The sequence below is a fragment of the Aliishimia ponticola genome (assembly GCF_004803475.1).
Classification (GTDB): domain Bacteria; phylum Pseudomonadota; class Alphaproteobacteria; order Rhodobacterales; family Rhodobacteraceae; genus Aliishimia; species Aliishimia ponticola.
The window spans coordinates 235,327-249,483 of record NZ_SRKY01000001.1 but is presented as its reverse complement, the minus strand read 5'-3'; the positions used below and the strand labels follow the sequence as shown (position 1 = coordinate 249,483).

Sequence of the window (14,157 nt, the reverse complement as noted above, 5' to 3'; positions counted from 1 at the left end):
CGCCGCCCCTCTGCCGAACGGGGGGCGGCGCGGCGGCGCATTACTTCTTCAGGTTCGTCCAGATCTGGTCATAGACTTCCTGCGTGGCCTGATCGCACACTTCGATGAAAACACCGGCGCCGGCCTCTGCGGGCGGGTTGCTTTCGGGCTGCGTGGCAAGCGTGGGGTCAAGATAGGCTTCCACACCCGTCAGCCCGGAATTGTAGCGCGCATAGTTGGACACGGCCGCGATGTTTTCCGGCTCCAGCAGGAAATCCATGAACAACAGCGCGTTCTCGCGGTTGGGCGCGTCCTTCAGCAGCACGACATTGTCCATCCACACGACATAGCCTTGCGCGGGGAACGCGTATTCCACATTGGCCCCTTCGGCGCGCGCCTTGGCGGCAAACCCGTCGTAGATCTGGCCAACCGCCGCGTCGCCGGACACCAGCACTTCCTTGGCGGTGTCGGAATTGAAGCTTGCCCAGTTCGCCTTGGCCGCTTGCAGCATGTCGTTCAGCGCGCTCAGCTGCGCCCGGTCGCCGGAGCATTGCGGGATGCCCATATGCAGCGCCGCCATGGCCAGCACTTCGCCCTGACTGTCGAGCATGTTGATCTTGCCAGCCAGTTCCGCCGGGGGGTTGAACAGGATATCGGTGGTGCTGATATCGCCCGCGTAATCATCGCGGTTCACCGCGAAAGAGGTAGAGCCCCACTGATATGGGATCGACGACGCGCGGCCCGGATCGAAGGAAGGGTCCGCCCATTCCGGCGCGATATTGCCCTTGTTGGCAAGCTCACCTTCGGCAATCGTGTCCAGCAGACCTTCATTGCCCATGATCTGGACCATGTAATCCCCCGGTACGGCAACGTCATAGGTGCCGATCCCGCCCGCCTTGAGCGCGGCCAACAGCGCCTCGTTGCTGTCATAGGTATCCATGACCACTTCGACGTCGTATTTTTCGCTGAACGTATCCAGCAGCTCTTGCGGGATGTATTCGAACCAGTGGTAAATCACGAGCTTGCCTTCCGCATGGGCGGTGCCCGCCAGAAGGCCGAATGCCATCGCTGTGCTTAGCAGTTTTTTCATGTGTTCTTCCTCTGTTGGATTCAGGTTTTTTGGTCTTTACGGCCGATCAGCCATGACAGCGCGACCATGACGATGGACACCAGCAAAAGCAGTGTCGAAATCGCCATGATGTTGGGTTTGATCCCTTGTTTTACCGCGCCGAAGATCGCGGTTGGCAGCGTCTCGACGCCCGCGCCTTTCACGAAATTGGTGATGATGAAATCGTCGAGCGAAATGATGAAGGCGAGGATGAAGCCCGACACGATCCCCGGCATCATCAGCGGCATCAGAATGCGCGTGAAGGCCATTCGCTTGGTGGCGTAAAGGTCCATCGCGGCCTGTTCGTAGCTGGCTTCGATCCCCTGCATCCGGGCCGAGATCGGCATATAGGCAAAGGGGATGCAGAACGCGATATGCGCCAGCAGGATGGTGAGGATGCCACGCTCGAACGCGAGCGCATTGAAGAAGATCAGCGTCGCCACCGCTGTCACGATTTCCGGCACCATCAGCGGCAGGGAGATCAGCCCGATGGATACGGTGCGCAGGCGGAACTTGCCCGATCGCAGCACTGCGGTCGCGGCCAGCGTGGCGATGATGGAGGCAGAGGTCGCTGCGGTAATCGCGATGATAAAGCTGTTCCACGCCGCGTCCCTGTACTTGGCGCTTTCGGGTCCGGTGAAGACATCCGCATACCAGCGCAGGGAAAACCCCTCCCAGATCGTGATCGAGGCAGAGGCGTTGAAGCTGTAGACCGCGACGACCATCAGCGGCGCGTAAAGAATGACGAGACACAGGATGGTGATGGCAAGGAAGCCGGGATAGCGGCGCAGGTCATGGGGTTTGGCCATCAGGCACCGCCTTTCTGGCTTTGCCGGGCAGAGAAGATCAGCAAAATCAGCACCATGGACAGAAGGATCATGGAGGCCGCCGCGCCGAAGGGCCAATTCCCGGCATTGCCTTTGAACTGTTCTTCGATCAGCGAGCCGATCATGAAATTCTTGGCACCGCCCAGCAGGTCTGGGGCCAGAAACGATCCCAGCGACGGCACGAATACCAGAATGCAGCCCGCAACGATCCCCGGTTTGACGGCAGGCAGCAGAACCCGGCGCAGAACCGTCCAGCGCGGCGCGTAAAGGTCGGCGGCGGCTTCGGACAGGGCGAAGTTGTAACGCTCCACCGCGGCATAGATCGGCAGCACCATGAACGGCAGGTAGGAATAGAACAGACCAAGCTGCACCGCGAGGTTGGTGTTCACGATGCCCAGCGGTTCGGAGATCACGCCAAGCGCCATCAGCCCGTCATTCAGCGGCCCTTCGTCGCGCAGCAGGAACTTCATCGACACGGTGCGGATCAGCAGGTTGACCCAATAGGGAATGGTGACAAGAAACACCCAAAGCGCCCGCTGCCTTTGGGGCCGGGTCGCGATGAAATAGGCGGTTGGAAAGCCGATCAAGAGGCTAAGGATCGTCGCGACCCCGGCCTGCCAGATCGAACGCCAGAAGATGCCGATATAGGTCCATTCGATCTTGGGGGCGTCATCGCCGAACAGCCCGCGATCAAAGAAGAACTGGTCATAGGCCCCAAGGCTGAATTCCCAGATCACGCCGCCGCGAAATTCCTTGGTCAAAAAGGAATAGACCAGCATGATCATCAGCGGCGCAAGCGTCAGCAGACCAAGCGTCACCCATGCGGGCAGCAGCAGCCACAGCCGCGCCTCGCGATATGTCTCGCTCTGGACAGAGCCGCCGGGTGCCGCCCCGCCCGCCATCAATCCGCCAGGAGGCGCGCGGCCCCCGTCTCCATGTTGACGGCGACGTTCTGACCCGGTTCGAACACCCGCGCATTGCCACGCGTGGAATTGGACGACCGCACGGTGAATTGCGGCCCATCCTCAAGATCGACGATGGTGGCGATATCGGTGCCGATATAGATCGTCTCGCGCACCGTGCCCGGCAGGCTGCCCGGCTCGGCCGGCTGGGCTGACAGGAACAGGCGTTCGGGTCTGAGCGACATATGCACCCGCGCCCCTGCCTCGACCCCGTCCACCGCGTCGCAGGTCAGGCTATGCCCACCGCCCAGATGGCATTGCGCGCGGCCCCCGGACACCTTGTCGACGGTGACTTCCATCAGGTTGGTGTCGCCGATGAAATCCGCCACGAAGACATTGCGGGGGCGCTCGTAGATCTCGCGCGCTTCGCCCAGTTGCTGCAATTCCCCTTCGGACATCACCGCGATCCGGTCCGACATGGTCAGCGCCTCTTCCTGATCATGCGTCACGAAGATGAAGGTGATCCCGGTCTCGCGTTGCAGGTGCTTGAGTTCCACCTGCATGGATTTGCGCAGCTTCAGATCAAGCGCCGAGAGCGGCTCATCCAGCAACAAGACCCTGGGCCGGGGCGCGAGGGCCCGCGCCAGCGCGACCCGCTGCTGCTGGCCGCCCGACAATTGCGACGGCTTGCGAGAGGCGAATTGCGAAAGCTGAACCATCTCAAGCGCCTCGCCGGCACGCGCGCGGGCTTCGGCCTTGGATTTCCCAAGCATCTCCAGCCCGAAGCCGACATTTTCCAGCACGTTCATATGCGGAAACAGCGCATAGTTCTGGAACACCGTATTGACCGGCCGCTTGTAGGGCGGAAGCGTGTCGAGCGCCTCGCCATAAAGATAGATCGCGCCTTCGGTCACGTCCTCGAACCCTGCGATCATCCGCAGCAGCGTGGTCTTGCCGCAGCCCGACGGCCCCAGAAGGGTGAAGAATTCATTATCCCGAATCGTCAGAGAAATGCGTTTGAGGGCCGCGAAAGTGCCATAGCGCTTGACCGCATCCCGAACGTCGATGGCGATTTCCCTGTCTTGCGGCACCGTGCTTTCTCCGAGACGTCATTGGCTTAGTTGACCCTAAGAAAGACCGGTTGCACGCATAAGACTTTAGTTCCTCAGCGCTTCTTAGCCTTTGCCTAATTCCGCTTCATATTTTGCCCGTATATTGGGCATGCACATGCGGGCCAGACGGGCCTAGGCCGCCATGTCATCCAACACCCGGTCCAGCATCGCCGCGCAGGCGGAAAGCTCTGACAGCGCGATGTATTCGTCGGCCTTGTGCCCCTGCCCCTCCATCGATCCGGGACCGCAGACCACCGTGGGGATGCCCAGCGCGGTGAAGACGCCCGCCTCGGTGCCGAAGGCGACTTTGGTCGTTTGAGTGCCGGCAAATCGCAGCACGTCGCGCACCATTTGCGACGCGACCGGTGTCGCAAGACCGGGATAGTCGCTGGTCTGGGTGATCTCGATCCCTGCCGCCGGACCGTAGGTGGCGCAGATTGATCGCGCGGCGTCCCGAATGCGCTGGTCCAGACGGTTTGGATCGTCTTGCGCCAGATGCCGAAACTCGAAACGCATCTCGGCCTGATCGGGCACGATGTTCAGCGCCCGCCCCCCGCTTAGCGTGCCGACATGAACCGTGCTGTAGGGAATGTCGTAGCCGTCATCGCGCCCGCCCAACTGTTCCAGATCGGCCTGAAGCGCTTGCAAAGCCTGCATGAAATCGCTGGCGACATTCAGCGCGTTGACAAATCGCGGAGCCAGTGCGGAATGCCCCGCCTGCCCCCGGATCACCGCCTGATAGGCGCGTTTGCCCTTGTGCCCTGTGGCCACTTGCAGGCCTGTCGGCTCTCCTACGATGGCGATGCGCGGCGTGCCGACCAGGGGTTTGAGACGGCCAGCCATGCGCGCGATCCCGACGCAGCCGATTTCCTCGTCATAGGACAGCACCAACCGCAGCGGCGCAGACAGCGTCATCCGGCTGGCCCTGTCAGCCGCCCCCAGCATCGCCGCGACAAAGCCTTTCATATCCGTGGTTCCGCGCCCATAGGCCCGGCCCCCTTCGACGGTCAGGCGGAACGGATCACGGGTCCAGACCTGCCCGGCCACCGGCACAACATCGGTATGGGCCGACAGCAAGACCCCGTCGCCCGCCGGCCCGATTTCAGCATACAGCCCGGCTTTCGGCTCTGCCGGATCGGTAAGCCGGGTCACGGAGAACCCGCGCGAGGTTAGAAAATCCTGCGCGAAATCAATCAGATCGAGGTTCGACTGATCGCTCACCGTGTTGAAAGCAACCAGCCGGTCGAGAAGATCCAGCATCGGCCCGCTCAATCGACCGCCAATCCGGTGATTTCCCTGCGGAAGGGCAAGGCGTCGCCAATATCTTCGCCATCCAACTCGCGGGCATAGCGGTGTCCGGCATAGGTCGCCCATGCAATCGGGCCGGGTGCCTCCGCATCGCCGATGATCTTCACGGATTTGATCCCCGCATCGGCCCATTCTGCCTGCCGCGCGGTCAGGGCGTGATAGATCGCGTTGTTTTCCAGTTTTGAAGCCACGACAACCACCGCGTCGCAGTCGATCTGCCGCGTCTGGTCGGTATATGTGCAGTTCGACACCACATGGCCCGCGCCAATCGCCGTCACGCCCCGGTTGAGGATGATCTCCACGCCCATTTCGGCCAGCCGCCGGTGGATCGTGTGCTGCTCAAGCGTGTTTACCGTCCAGTCGGACAGATAGGCCGACGGCGTGACGATCGTCACATCGCACCCGTCCGAGCGCAGAAGCTCTGCCAACACCCCGCCCATGTAGTAATGATCGTCGTCATAGATCACCACGTGGCCCGAGGGGCGCTTGCCATCCATGATATCATCGGGGGTATAGACCGGCATCGCGGCGTCAATCGGCAGCGGCACAACATGCTGGCGGCTGACCCCATCGGCGCGCCATTTGGCACCGGTCGCGATGCAGATGTTTTCAAAGCCGAATTCAAGGATCGCGTCGGCGTCCAATGCGCTGTCGAAATAGGTTTCCACATTGGCTTTCTGGCTGATCTGGAAGTCGCGGTAATCGACAACGCGGCCCCATGCCGACAGGCCGGGCAACAGACGTTCGCGCGCAAGACGTCCCCCCAGCACGGTGCCAGCCTCTGCCAGCGCCACGTCATAGCCACGCTCTGCCAAGGCGCGCGTGGCCTCAAGCCCGGCCGGGCCTGCCCCCACGACAAGAACATTGGTGCTGCCGCCCTTGGGGTTCATCCGTTCGGGATGCCAGCCCTTGCGCCACTCCTCCATGAAGGTGGGGTTCTGGGTACAGCGGCTGATCGACATGGTCATATCGCCGGTGATGCAGATATTGCAGCCGATACATTCGCGGATGTCTTCGATCCGGCCCTCTTCGATCTTCCTGGGCAGGAACGGGTCGGCAATCGACGGGCGCGCGCAGCCAATGGCATCCAGCACGCCCTGGCGGACCATTTTGGCCATCACATCGGGTGAGGTAAAGCGGCCCACACCGACGACCGGTTTGGAGGACAGCTCGCGGATGCCGCGCACCAGCGCCTCTTGCGCGGCCTCCTCCTTGAAGCGGCTGGGGCCGGAGCAGTCCTCCCACGTGCCATGCGCCAGATCCCAAAGATCGGGCAGATCCCTGTTCATGTCGATGAATTCGCGCAGTTCCGCATTGGAAAAGCCCAGATCGCCGATGGTTTCATCCAGACTGACCCGCAGCGTCAGCCCCATCGTGTCGCCCACCGCATCGCGCATATCGGCGATGACCTCCCGTGCGAAACGCGACCGGTTTTCAAGGCTGCCGCCGTATTCGTCGTCGCGCATATTGGTGGCCCGGCTCAGGAAGTGCTGGAAAATCCCGAAGCCATGGGCACCGTACAGACAGATCAGGTCAAAGCCCGCCAGCTTGGCGCGTTTGGCCGCATTCACGAACCAGCGGCGCAGATCCTTGATCTCGTCCCGGGACAGCGCCCGCGCTTGCACCGGATCGTTGGTGAAGGTGCGGATCGGCCCGGGCGAGACCGCCAGCGGCACTTCCTTGGTGTAAAGGTTCGGCCCGTTGATCCCGGAATAGGCAAGCTGGATACCCGCCAGCGCGCCATGTTCCTTCATCTTGCCCGCCATCTTGGCCAGCATCGGGATATCCTTGTCTTCCCAAAGGCGCAGTTCGATGAAGGGGGTGATCTCGGATGTGTGGTGCATCTCGCATTGTTCGGTGAAGATCACGCCCCACCCACCTTCGGATTTGATCCCGCGCATCGCGGCCGCGGCAGAAGGATCGCGGTAGCCGCCCCCGTTGCAATGCGGAACCTGATAGAAGCGGTTCTTTGCCGTGACGGGGCCGATCGCCAGCGGCTCGAACAATACGTCGTAACGGGAATCGCGTCCGTCTAGCATCTTTGTCTCCTGTCGGTTTGGCACAGCTTCACCGCAAATCCCGCCCTGCAAAAGCCCGCCTTCTGGAACCGTTGATTAGCCTCGCGCTAAGTCAGCGGCTCTCCGCCAATCCGGTCCAGCTGCCCGCTGCGCGCCAATGTGCTGGCATAGTCCACCAGCGCCCGCACCGCGTTGGAGCGGTCGGCATTCTGCGCGGTCAAAAGCCCCATGCGCAAGGCACGCGGCGCGCCACTAATCGGCAGGACCCGCACCGGATTGCCATCGGGCGACGTATCGCTGAGCGGGCGCACATTGGCGATGGAGTAGCCGAAATCATTGCCCACCATCGACCGCATCACGGCCATGTCGCGGGTGCGTTCGGCAATTTCGGGTTTTTCACCGATCTCATCGAAAAGCGACAGGAAGTAATCCGCGCTCAGCGGCAGGTCCAACAGCACCATGGGATGGGTGCTAAGCTGCGCCATGCTCACAGTGTCCTGCGCCGCAAGCGGGTGCCGCTCGCTCATCAGTGCGATGGGCGGCAGACGTACCAGCCCGGTGAATTGCAGATCGGCAGGCAGGTCCAGATCATAGGTCAGCGCCACGTCGATTTCAGACCGGCGCAAGGCGCTGAACAATTCGACTTGGTTCAGCTCGTGCTGGCGCATGCGCACTTCGGGATACTGCGCCTCGAACCCTTTGCGCAGGGTCGGCAGCACCAATTGCGCGAAGGTCAACAGGCAGCCCACGCTCAGCGGGCCACGCACCGACCCGGTAATGTCGCCAGCAATATCCATCATGGCGGCGGCTTCGCGCAGGACAAGCTGCGCCTGCACCAGCATTTCGCGCCCCGCTTGGGTCAGGGACAGGCCCTGCGCATGTTGGCGCACGAATAGCGGCAGGCCGAACTCTGCCTCAAGCTGCGAAATGGCGGAAGAGATCGACGGAGAGGAGACATTGATCCTCTCGGACGCGCGCGCGATGCTGCCGGTCTCTCCTACAGCGACGAAGTATTCAAGCTGCCGAAAGGTGTAGCGCAGCATTGGCAGACCCTGACCAGTTATACCGCTGCGACCTTGTACGTGTTCCATCCGGGCTTCAAGATCGCGAATGGGTCATCATTCGTCCCCCGGCACGCCGTATGAGGGGGCCGCCGTCGGATCAAGCGCGCGCTGCACATAGGCGTCAAGCTGCGGTTTGTAGACCTCCCATGCGGTGCGCAGGGCGGCGATGGGGCACGCTTCGGTCCAGTCGCACCGCAGATCGGCGACCGGCCAGTTGACCTTGTCGACCAGCATCAGCCCCGCCGAATGGACCGGACCGGCCTCGCCGCCCGCATCCAGACCCGCTTGCAGAGCCGCCAGAAGCCGGTCGCCCAGATGCCCCGCTGCCGCTTCGAACCCGGCCACGATCGCTGCGGGCACGCCGTCATTGGCCAGCAGATTACCGCCCGAGGCGACGTCGCGCCCCTCGGCCTGCGTCCAGATGCCCAGTGAGTTCGGCCCGGAATGGATCGCCGTGCCGCCCGCCGCGTCAATTGCCAGCACTTGCCGATAGGCGATGTGATGCGCCTGATCGCGCAGCCCTGCAATCGCCTGGGCCGCAGACATGCCGCCTTGCATTAGGTCCAGCGCGAATGGCCCCAATGACGGGTCCGTGACATTCTGGCTGGCCACCGCCCCCACCCCGGCGCGCGCATATGAACATCGCGCCGCAACCGCCGGAGAAGACGAAGAAATCGCGACGCCGAACATGCCGGTTTGCGCGCAGCGGGCCACAAGCGAAAAGGTCATTTGCCGTAGCCTTCCGGGATCACTGCGGTGCCATCGATTTCCACCAGCCATTCGGGCCGCGCCAGCGCCTGAACCACCAACCCGGTAGAGACCGGATGCACGCCTTTGATATATTCGCCCATGGTCCGATAGACCGCCTCGCGGTGGCGCACATCGGTGATGTAGACGACGACCTTGACCAGATGCGCCATCTCGCCGCCCGCCTCTTCAATCAGCTGCCGGATGTTCTGCATCACCTTATGGGTCTGTTCGACGGGGTCATGGCTTTCGATGTTCCTGGCATCATCCAGGTTCTGCGGGCATTGACCGCGAAGCCAGACCGTGCGCCCGCCTTCGGTGACGACCGCCTGACACAGATCATTGTCCAGCTTCTGTTCGGGATAGGTATCGGCAGTGTTGAACTTGCGAATGCGTGTATGGGCCATCGCCATCATCCTCTTGAGGTCTCTTTGGGTATTATCCGGGCCGGTGGCCATTCCCGAAAGACGTATTTCCTCATCCGCGCTTAGCCCGAGACTAAGATTGATTAGAATGAACCCAAGCAAGGCTTCCGCAATTCGTTGTGTTCCGGCTCTGTGGCCGCTGCCTATGGTCGATCCAAGCGTCATGGAGGCATTGATGGAACGAATAGACACCGTTGTGATCGGGGCTGGGCAAGCCGGGGTCGCCATGAGCGAACACCTTACCAATCTTGGGATCGACCACATGGTGCTGGAGCGGGACCGCATCGCGGAACGCTGGCGGACCGGGCGGTGGGATTCCCTCGTGGCCAATGGCCCGGCATGGCATGACCGCTTTCCGAACATGGAATTCGACTGCGACGCGGATGCGTTCGCCCCCAAGGAGGACGTTGCCGCCTATTTCGAAGCCTATGCCAAGCAGATCAACGCCCCGATCCGAACCGGGGTCGAAGTGACCGCTGTCACGCCGCGCGGTGGCGGCTTCGATGTCGAAACCTCCGAGGGCCGTATCGAAGCCCGGCATGTGGTCGCGGCGACCGGGCCCTTCCAGAAGCCCGCCATTCCCCCGGTCATCCCGGCGGATGCCGCGCCCTTGCAGATGCACTCCGCCAATTATCGCAATCCCGGCCAGCTTCCCAAGGGCGCGGTGCTGGTTGTGGGCGGCGGCTCCTCCGGGGTGCAGATCGCCGAGGAACTGAGGACATCGGGGCGCGAGGTATACCTGTCCATCGGGCCGCATGACCGCCCGCCCCGCCGCTATCGTGGGCGCGACAATGTCTGGTGGCTTGGTGTGTTGGGCAAGTGGAATGCCGACAGCCCGGGCCCGGGCGCCGAACATGTGACCATCGCGGTCAGCGGCGCGGAAGGCGGCAAGACCATCGACTTCCGCAATCTGGCCCAAGCGGGCATCACCCTGCTGGGCATGACCCAAGGCTATCGCGATGGGGTCGTCACGTTCGCGGATGATCTGCGCGCGAACCTTCAGGCGGGCGATGCGAACTATCTGTCCGTGCTGGACGAGGCCGACGCCTATATCGCGCGCCACCGGCTGGACCTGCCCGAAGAACCCGAGGCGCGGGACATCCCCAGCGACCCGGTTTGTGTCACGCAGCCGATCCATCAACTCGATCTCGCGAAGGCCGGGATTGGCACGATCCTCTGGGCGACCGGCTATCAGTTCGACTTTGGCTGGATCAAGGCGGACACGTTTGACGATATGGGCCGCCCGCAGCATCAGCGCGGTGTCAGCCGCGAACCGGGGCTCTATTTCGTCGGGCTTCCATGGCAAAGCCGTCGTGGATCGTCCTTCATCTGGGGCGTCTGGCACGATGCCAAGTTCATTGCCGACCAGATCGCGATTCAGCGCAATTATCTGGCCTATGAGGGCAATGCCGAGATTCGCATCCCCGAACAGGTCTGAGCTGCCCTGAGTCTGGCGTGATGGCCACGCGGTGCTACCTCGCCCACTGAAAACGTGATGGCTGCGCCAAGTTCAACTGCGCCCGCGCCGGAGGCGATTTTGCCTTTGCGTGCTTGGCTTTTCCTGCGCCTGCCCTTCGCCTCTCCGCCATATGCGTCGGTCTAAATGAAATTTTGGTATTCCAAAATTCCAAAATGCAAGTTACACCCTCCTTGTGCGCTTCGGCGCCATTTTCCAGGGAGGATACCATGAAGACACTATTCGCCATTGCGGCTGCGACCGCGATTGTCGGCGGCGCGGCTGCCGCCGAGGAATTCCCGGCCAAGACCATCGAAGTGATTACCCATGCCGGGAACGGCGGTGGGACCGATGTGACCACGCGGATGATGATGATCCGCGCGCGCCGTGAACTGGGCACTGATATGGTCGTGGTCAACAAACGGGGCGGTGGAGGCGCCTCTGCGATGGATCACTACCTGACGCAGGCGGCGGACGGGCACAGCATCCTGACCTTCACCATCGGGCATTCGGCCACGGTGGCGCTTGGCAAGACGGATATGAAACTGGAAGACGTGCGCCCGATTGCGCGGGGCACGGACGATCCGCAAATCCTGATGACGCGCTGCGGTGTATACGATTCCGCGCAGGCTTTCGTGGACGCCCAGAAGGACGCGCCACTGACCTATGGCACCACCCATCTTGGCGGCATCGACGACGTGTCGGCCTTCATGTTCACCCGGCGCGGCGACCTGGCGACCCCAAAGATCGTGCCCTTTGAAGGCGGCGGCGAATTGGCGACGCAATTGGTCGCCGGTGCGGTGGATGTGGCGGTTCTGAACCTTGCCGAAGCTGGATCGCAGATCGAGGCGGGCGATATCTGCCCGATGGTCGTACTGGCGCCCGAACGGATGAGCGGGCTGCCCGAAGTTTCGACGGCGCAGGAATTGGGGATCGATGCCAATTTCTCGACCGTGCGGGGCTTTGTCGTCCATGCGGATACGCCCGATGACGTGGCGGCCAAGATCGAAACGGCGCTGCTGAACGCGATGAACCACACGGTCTATCAGGGCTTTCTGACTTCTGTGGGGCTGGACAAGACATCGGTGGCGGATTCGCAGGTCTGGGGCAACCAGTTGGCGTCGATGCAATCCGATATGGACGCCGCCCTGCGAGAGCTAGGCTTCATCAAGTAAACGGCCCGGACATCCGTTCGGCCCAGATCCGGCCTGCCCCCGCAAGGACGCGGCGGGCCGGGTTCCAAACCCAAATTCAGGATACAGATGCAATGACGCGTTATGTGGTTCCTTGCGGGACGATACTCCTTTGTCTGATCGCCTATTGGCTCAGCACACGGTTCGACGAAGTGCCACCGATCTTGCTGCGCGGGATGCAGCCTGCGGATTTCCCGCAGATGGTCTTGCTGCTGATCATCGCGCTGTCGGTGCTGGTCATGGTCTTTGATCCGCCCATCGAACATGCGCCCATCGGCCTGAACGCCTGGACCAGCATGGGGCTGTTCGCGGTCTTTGCCCTGCTGGCGCAAATCGATCTCTTTCTCGGGCTGGGCGTCTTTGCAGGCGGGCTGGCCTATGCCTGGGGCGAGCGCCGGATCTGGGGCATTGGCCTTGTGTCGGTTCTAAGCCCGGCGCTGATCTTCCTTTTGTTCGATCAAGCCTTCCGCATCCGCTTTCCGCGCGGGCTTCTGACCGACCTTTGGTACGGGTGACGGATATGGAACCTTTGCTTGCAGGACTTTACGCGCTGCTCGATCCGCACTTGCTGGTGCTGCTCTTTGCCGCGACGCTGGGCGGTGTCATCATCGGCGCCCTGCCCGGCCTGAACGCCACCACCGGTGCGGCGCTGCTGCTGCCCTTCACCATCACGATGGAGCCGATCCCGGCCATTGCGATCCTGACCACGATCTATTGCGCGGCGACCTTTGCCGGGGCGATCACGGCGATCCTGATCAACACGCCCGGCACCTCTGCCAGCGCCACCACTTGCCTTGATGGCTTCCCCCTCGCCCAGCGCGGCGAGGCCGGGCGCGCACTGGGGATGGCCACGGTGTCCTCGACCATTGGCGGCATCATCTCGGTCGTGTGCCTGATGCTGGCCGCACCGCTGATGGCCCGCATGGCCTATAATTTCGCACCGCCCGAATATTTCGCCCTGACGGTGTTTGGCATTTCCATGCTCGCCACCATCGGCGACGGCACCCCGATGAAGAACATCATCGCAGGCGCGATCGGCATAGTGCTGGCCACGGTGGGCAAAGACCTTCTGACCACGGTCGAACGCTTTACCTTCGGGTTCAACGAGTTGTCCGAGGGGATCGGTTTCGTCCCCGTGATGATCGGCATCTTCGGCATTTCGGAACTGCTGGTGCAGGCGGACCGCCTGAACGGAGAGCCTAAGCTGATCCATATGAAGGCGATCAAGCTGCCGTCGCGCGACGATTACCGCCGGGTCTGGAAAACCATCCTGCGCTCGTCCGGCATCGGCACCTTCATCGGCATCCTACCGGCCGAGGGCGCAACCGTCGCTTCCATGATCGGCTATAACGAGGCGCGGCGATGGTCCAAGACACCCGAAGAATTCGGCAAAGGCTCTGTCGAGGGGATCGCCGGGTCTGAGGCGGCCAATAACTCGGCCACGGGCGGCGCGATGGTGCCGACCCTTGCGCTGGGTATCCCCGGCAGCCCGACAGCGGCGGTCATTCTGGCCGGGCTGATGGTGCATGGCCTGCAACCGGGGCCGACCATGTTCACCCAGCAGGCGGAATTCGCCTATGCGATCTTCTGGGCGATGCTGCTGGTCAATATCACCTTCATCTTCGTCGGCCTTTTCGGCGCAAAGCTGTTTGCCCGCGTCACCTTCGTGCCGGTGCAGATCCTCTGGCCCATCGTCTTCTGCTTTTCGATTGTCGGAGCCTATGCGCTCGACCAGTCGATGCTGGATGTCTACATCGCGCTTGGCGCGGGGGTGGCGGGCTATTTCATGCGCCGCTTCGGCTATTCGGTCGTGCCCTTGGCCATCGGCCTGATCCTTGGCGGGATGCTGGAAAAGCGCCTTGGCCAATCGCTGATCATGCTGGACGACCAATGGTGGCTGATGTTCACCCGCCCGCTGTCCCTGCTGTTTTTCGTCCTGACGATCCTTGCGCTGTTCGGCCCCTATGTCTGGCGTCTGTTCAAGCAACGCGATCCCCTGCTTTCCACCGGAGAATAAC

13 protein-coding genes are annotated in these 14,157 nt (G+C 62.3%); 4 read left to right on the top strand and 9 right to left on the bottom strand.

Going from position 1 to position 14,157, the window contains the following annotated elements:
- Window positions 1–40: 40 nt before the first annotated feature.
- From E4Z66_RS01230 to E4Z66_RS01190, 9 genes are all read right to left on the bottom strand, one after another.
- Window positions 41–1,069, bottom strand: coding sequence for an extracellular solute-binding protein (locus tag E4Z66_RS01230; protein WP_136461120.1), 1,029 nt, complete (start codon window positions 1,067–1,069; stop codon window positions 41–43).
- Window positions 1,070–1,089: 20 nt separating this feature from the next.
- Complete coding sequence (locus E4Z66_RS01225; protein WP_211097095.1) at window positions 1,090–1,896, bottom strand: ABC transporter permease; 807 nt, start codon at window positions 1,894–1,896, stop codon at window positions 1,090–1,092.
- A complete protein-coding gene (locus E4Z66_RS01220) occupies window positions 1,896–2,816 on the bottom strand; it encodes an ABC transporter permease (protein WP_136461119.1) in 921 nt (306 codons plus the stop codon). The genes E4Z66_RS01225 and E4Z66_RS01220 overlap by 1 nt, the downstream gene beginning before the upstream one ends.
- Complete coding sequence (locus tag E4Z66_RS01215) at window positions 2,816–3,907, bottom strand: ABC transporter ATP-binding protein (RefSeq protein ID WP_136461118.1); 1,092 nt, start codon at window positions 3,905–3,907, stop codon at window positions 2,816–2,818. Before E4Z66_RS01215 ends, E4Z66_RS01220 begins: the two co-directional genes overlap by 1 nt.
- Window positions 3,908–4,060: 153 nt before the next feature.
- The gene (gene argE, locus E4Z66_RS01210; protein ID WP_136461117.1) at window positions 4,061–5,188 is read right to left on the bottom strand and encodes an acetylornithine deacetylase; all 1,128 of its coding nucleotides are present in this window, start codon (window positions 5,186–5,188) and stop codon (window positions 4,061–4,063) included.
- Window positions 5,189–5,196: 8 nt separating this feature from the next.
- Window positions 5,197–7,275, bottom strand: coding sequence for an oxidoreductase (locus E4Z66_RS01205; protein WP_136461116.1), 2,079 nt, complete (start codon window positions 7,273–7,275; stop codon window positions 5,197–5,199).
- Window positions 7,276–7,361: 86 nt separating this feature from the next.
- Complete coding sequence (locus E4Z66_RS01200; protein WP_136461115.1) at window positions 7,362–8,297, bottom strand: LysR family transcriptional regulator; 936 nt, start codon at window positions 8,295–8,297, stop codon at window positions 7,362–7,364.
- A gap of 75 nt (window positions 8,298–8,372) precedes the next feature.
- Entirely contained in the window at window positions 8,373–9,047 is a 675-nt protein-coding gene (locus E4Z66_RS01195) for a DUF1028 domain-containing protein (RefSeq protein WP_136461114.1), read from the bottom strand.
- A complete protein-coding gene (locus tag E4Z66_RS01190) occupies window positions 9,044–9,472 on the bottom strand; it encodes a RidA family protein (RefSeq protein ID WP_136461113.1) in 429 nt (142 codons plus the stop codon). The genes E4Z66_RS01195 and E4Z66_RS01190 overlap by 4 nt, the downstream gene beginning before the upstream one ends.
- A 193-nt stretch (window positions 9,473–9,665) precedes the next feature.
- On the opposite strand from E4Z66_RS01190, the gene E4Z66_RS01185 reads away from it, so the two are divergent.
- The 4 genes from E4Z66_RS01185 (at window position 9,666) to E4Z66_RS01170 (ending at window position 14,156) form a co-directional block, all read left to right on the top strand.
- Window positions 9,666–10,928: a flavin-containing monooxygenase gene (locus E4Z66_RS01185; protein ID WP_211097094.1), complete on the top strand. Its 1,263-nt coding sequence runs from the start codon at window positions 9,666–9,668 to the stop codon at window positions 10,926–10,928.
- 248 nt (window positions 10,929–11,176) lie between these two features.
- Complete coding sequence (locus E4Z66_RS01180) at window positions 11,177–12,121, top strand: Bug family tripartite tricarboxylate transporter substrate binding protein (RefSeq protein ID WP_136461111.1); 945 nt, start codon at window positions 11,177–11,179, stop codon at window positions 12,119–12,121.
- Window positions 12,122–12,213: 92 nt separating this feature from the next.
- Entirely contained in the window at window positions 12,214–12,654 is a 441-nt protein-coding gene (locus E4Z66_RS01175) for a tripartite tricarboxylate transporter TctB family protein (protein WP_136461110.1), read from the top strand.
- A gap of 5 nt (window positions 12,655–12,659) precedes the next feature.
- Window positions 12,660–14,156: a tripartite tricarboxylate transporter permease gene (locus E4Z66_RS01170; protein WP_136461109.1), complete on the top strand. Its 1,497-nt coding sequence runs from the start codon at window positions 12,660–12,662 to the stop codon at window positions 14,154–14,156.
- Window position 14,157 lies beyond the last annotated feature (1 nt).

Excerpts from the sequence above, each read along its gene's own strand:
- E4Z66_RS01220 (WP_136461119.1), bottom strand. The coding sequence starts at position 2,816 with ATGGCGGGCGGGGCGGCACCCGGCGGCTCTGTCCAGAGCGAGACATAT.
- E4Z66_RS01195 (WP_136461114.1), bottom strand. The coding sequence starts at position 9,047 with ATGACCTTTTCGCTTGTGGCCCGCTGCGCGCAAACCGGCATGTTCGGC.
- E4Z66_RS01180 (WP_136461111.1), top strand. The coding sequence starts at position 11,177 with ATGAAGACACTATTCGCCATTGCGGCTGCGACCGCGATTGTCGGCGGC.
- E4Z66_RS01205 (WP_136461116.1), bottom strand. The coding sequence starts at position 7,275 with ATGCTAGACGGACGCGATTCCCGTTACGACGTATTGTTCGAGCCGCTG.
- E4Z66_RS01170 (WP_136461109.1), top strand. The coding sequence starts at position 12,660 with ATGGAACCTTTGCTTGCAGGACTTTACGCGCTGCTCGATCCGCACTTG.
- E4Z66_RS01200 (WP_136461115.1), bottom strand. The coding sequence starts at position 8,297 with ATGCTGCGCTACACCTTTCGGCAGCTTGAATACTTCGTCGCTGTAGGA.
- argE (WP_136461117.1), bottom strand. The coding sequence starts at position 5,188 with ATGCTGGATCTTCTCGACCGGCTGGTTGCTTTCAACACGGTGAGCGAT.
- E4Z66_RS01175 (WP_136461110.1), top strand. The coding sequence starts at position 12,214 with ATGACGCGTTATGTGGTTCCTTGCGGGACGATACTCCTTTGTCTGATC.
- E4Z66_RS01230 (WP_136461120.1), bottom strand. The coding sequence starts at position 1,069 with ATGAAAAAACTGCTAAGCACAGCGATGGCATTCGGCCTTCTGGCGGGC.
- E4Z66_RS01225 (WP_211097095.1), bottom strand. The coding sequence starts at position 1,896 with ATGGCCAAACCCCATGACCTGCGCCGCTATCCCGGCTTCCTTGCCATC.
- E4Z66_RS01185 (WP_211097094.1), top strand. The coding sequence starts at position 9,666 with ATGGAACGAATAGACACCGTTGTGATCGGGGCTGGGCAAGCCGGGGTC.
- E4Z66_RS01190 (WP_136461113.1), bottom strand. The coding sequence starts at position 9,472 with ATGGCCCATACACGCATTCGCAAGTTCAACACTGCCGATACCTATCCC.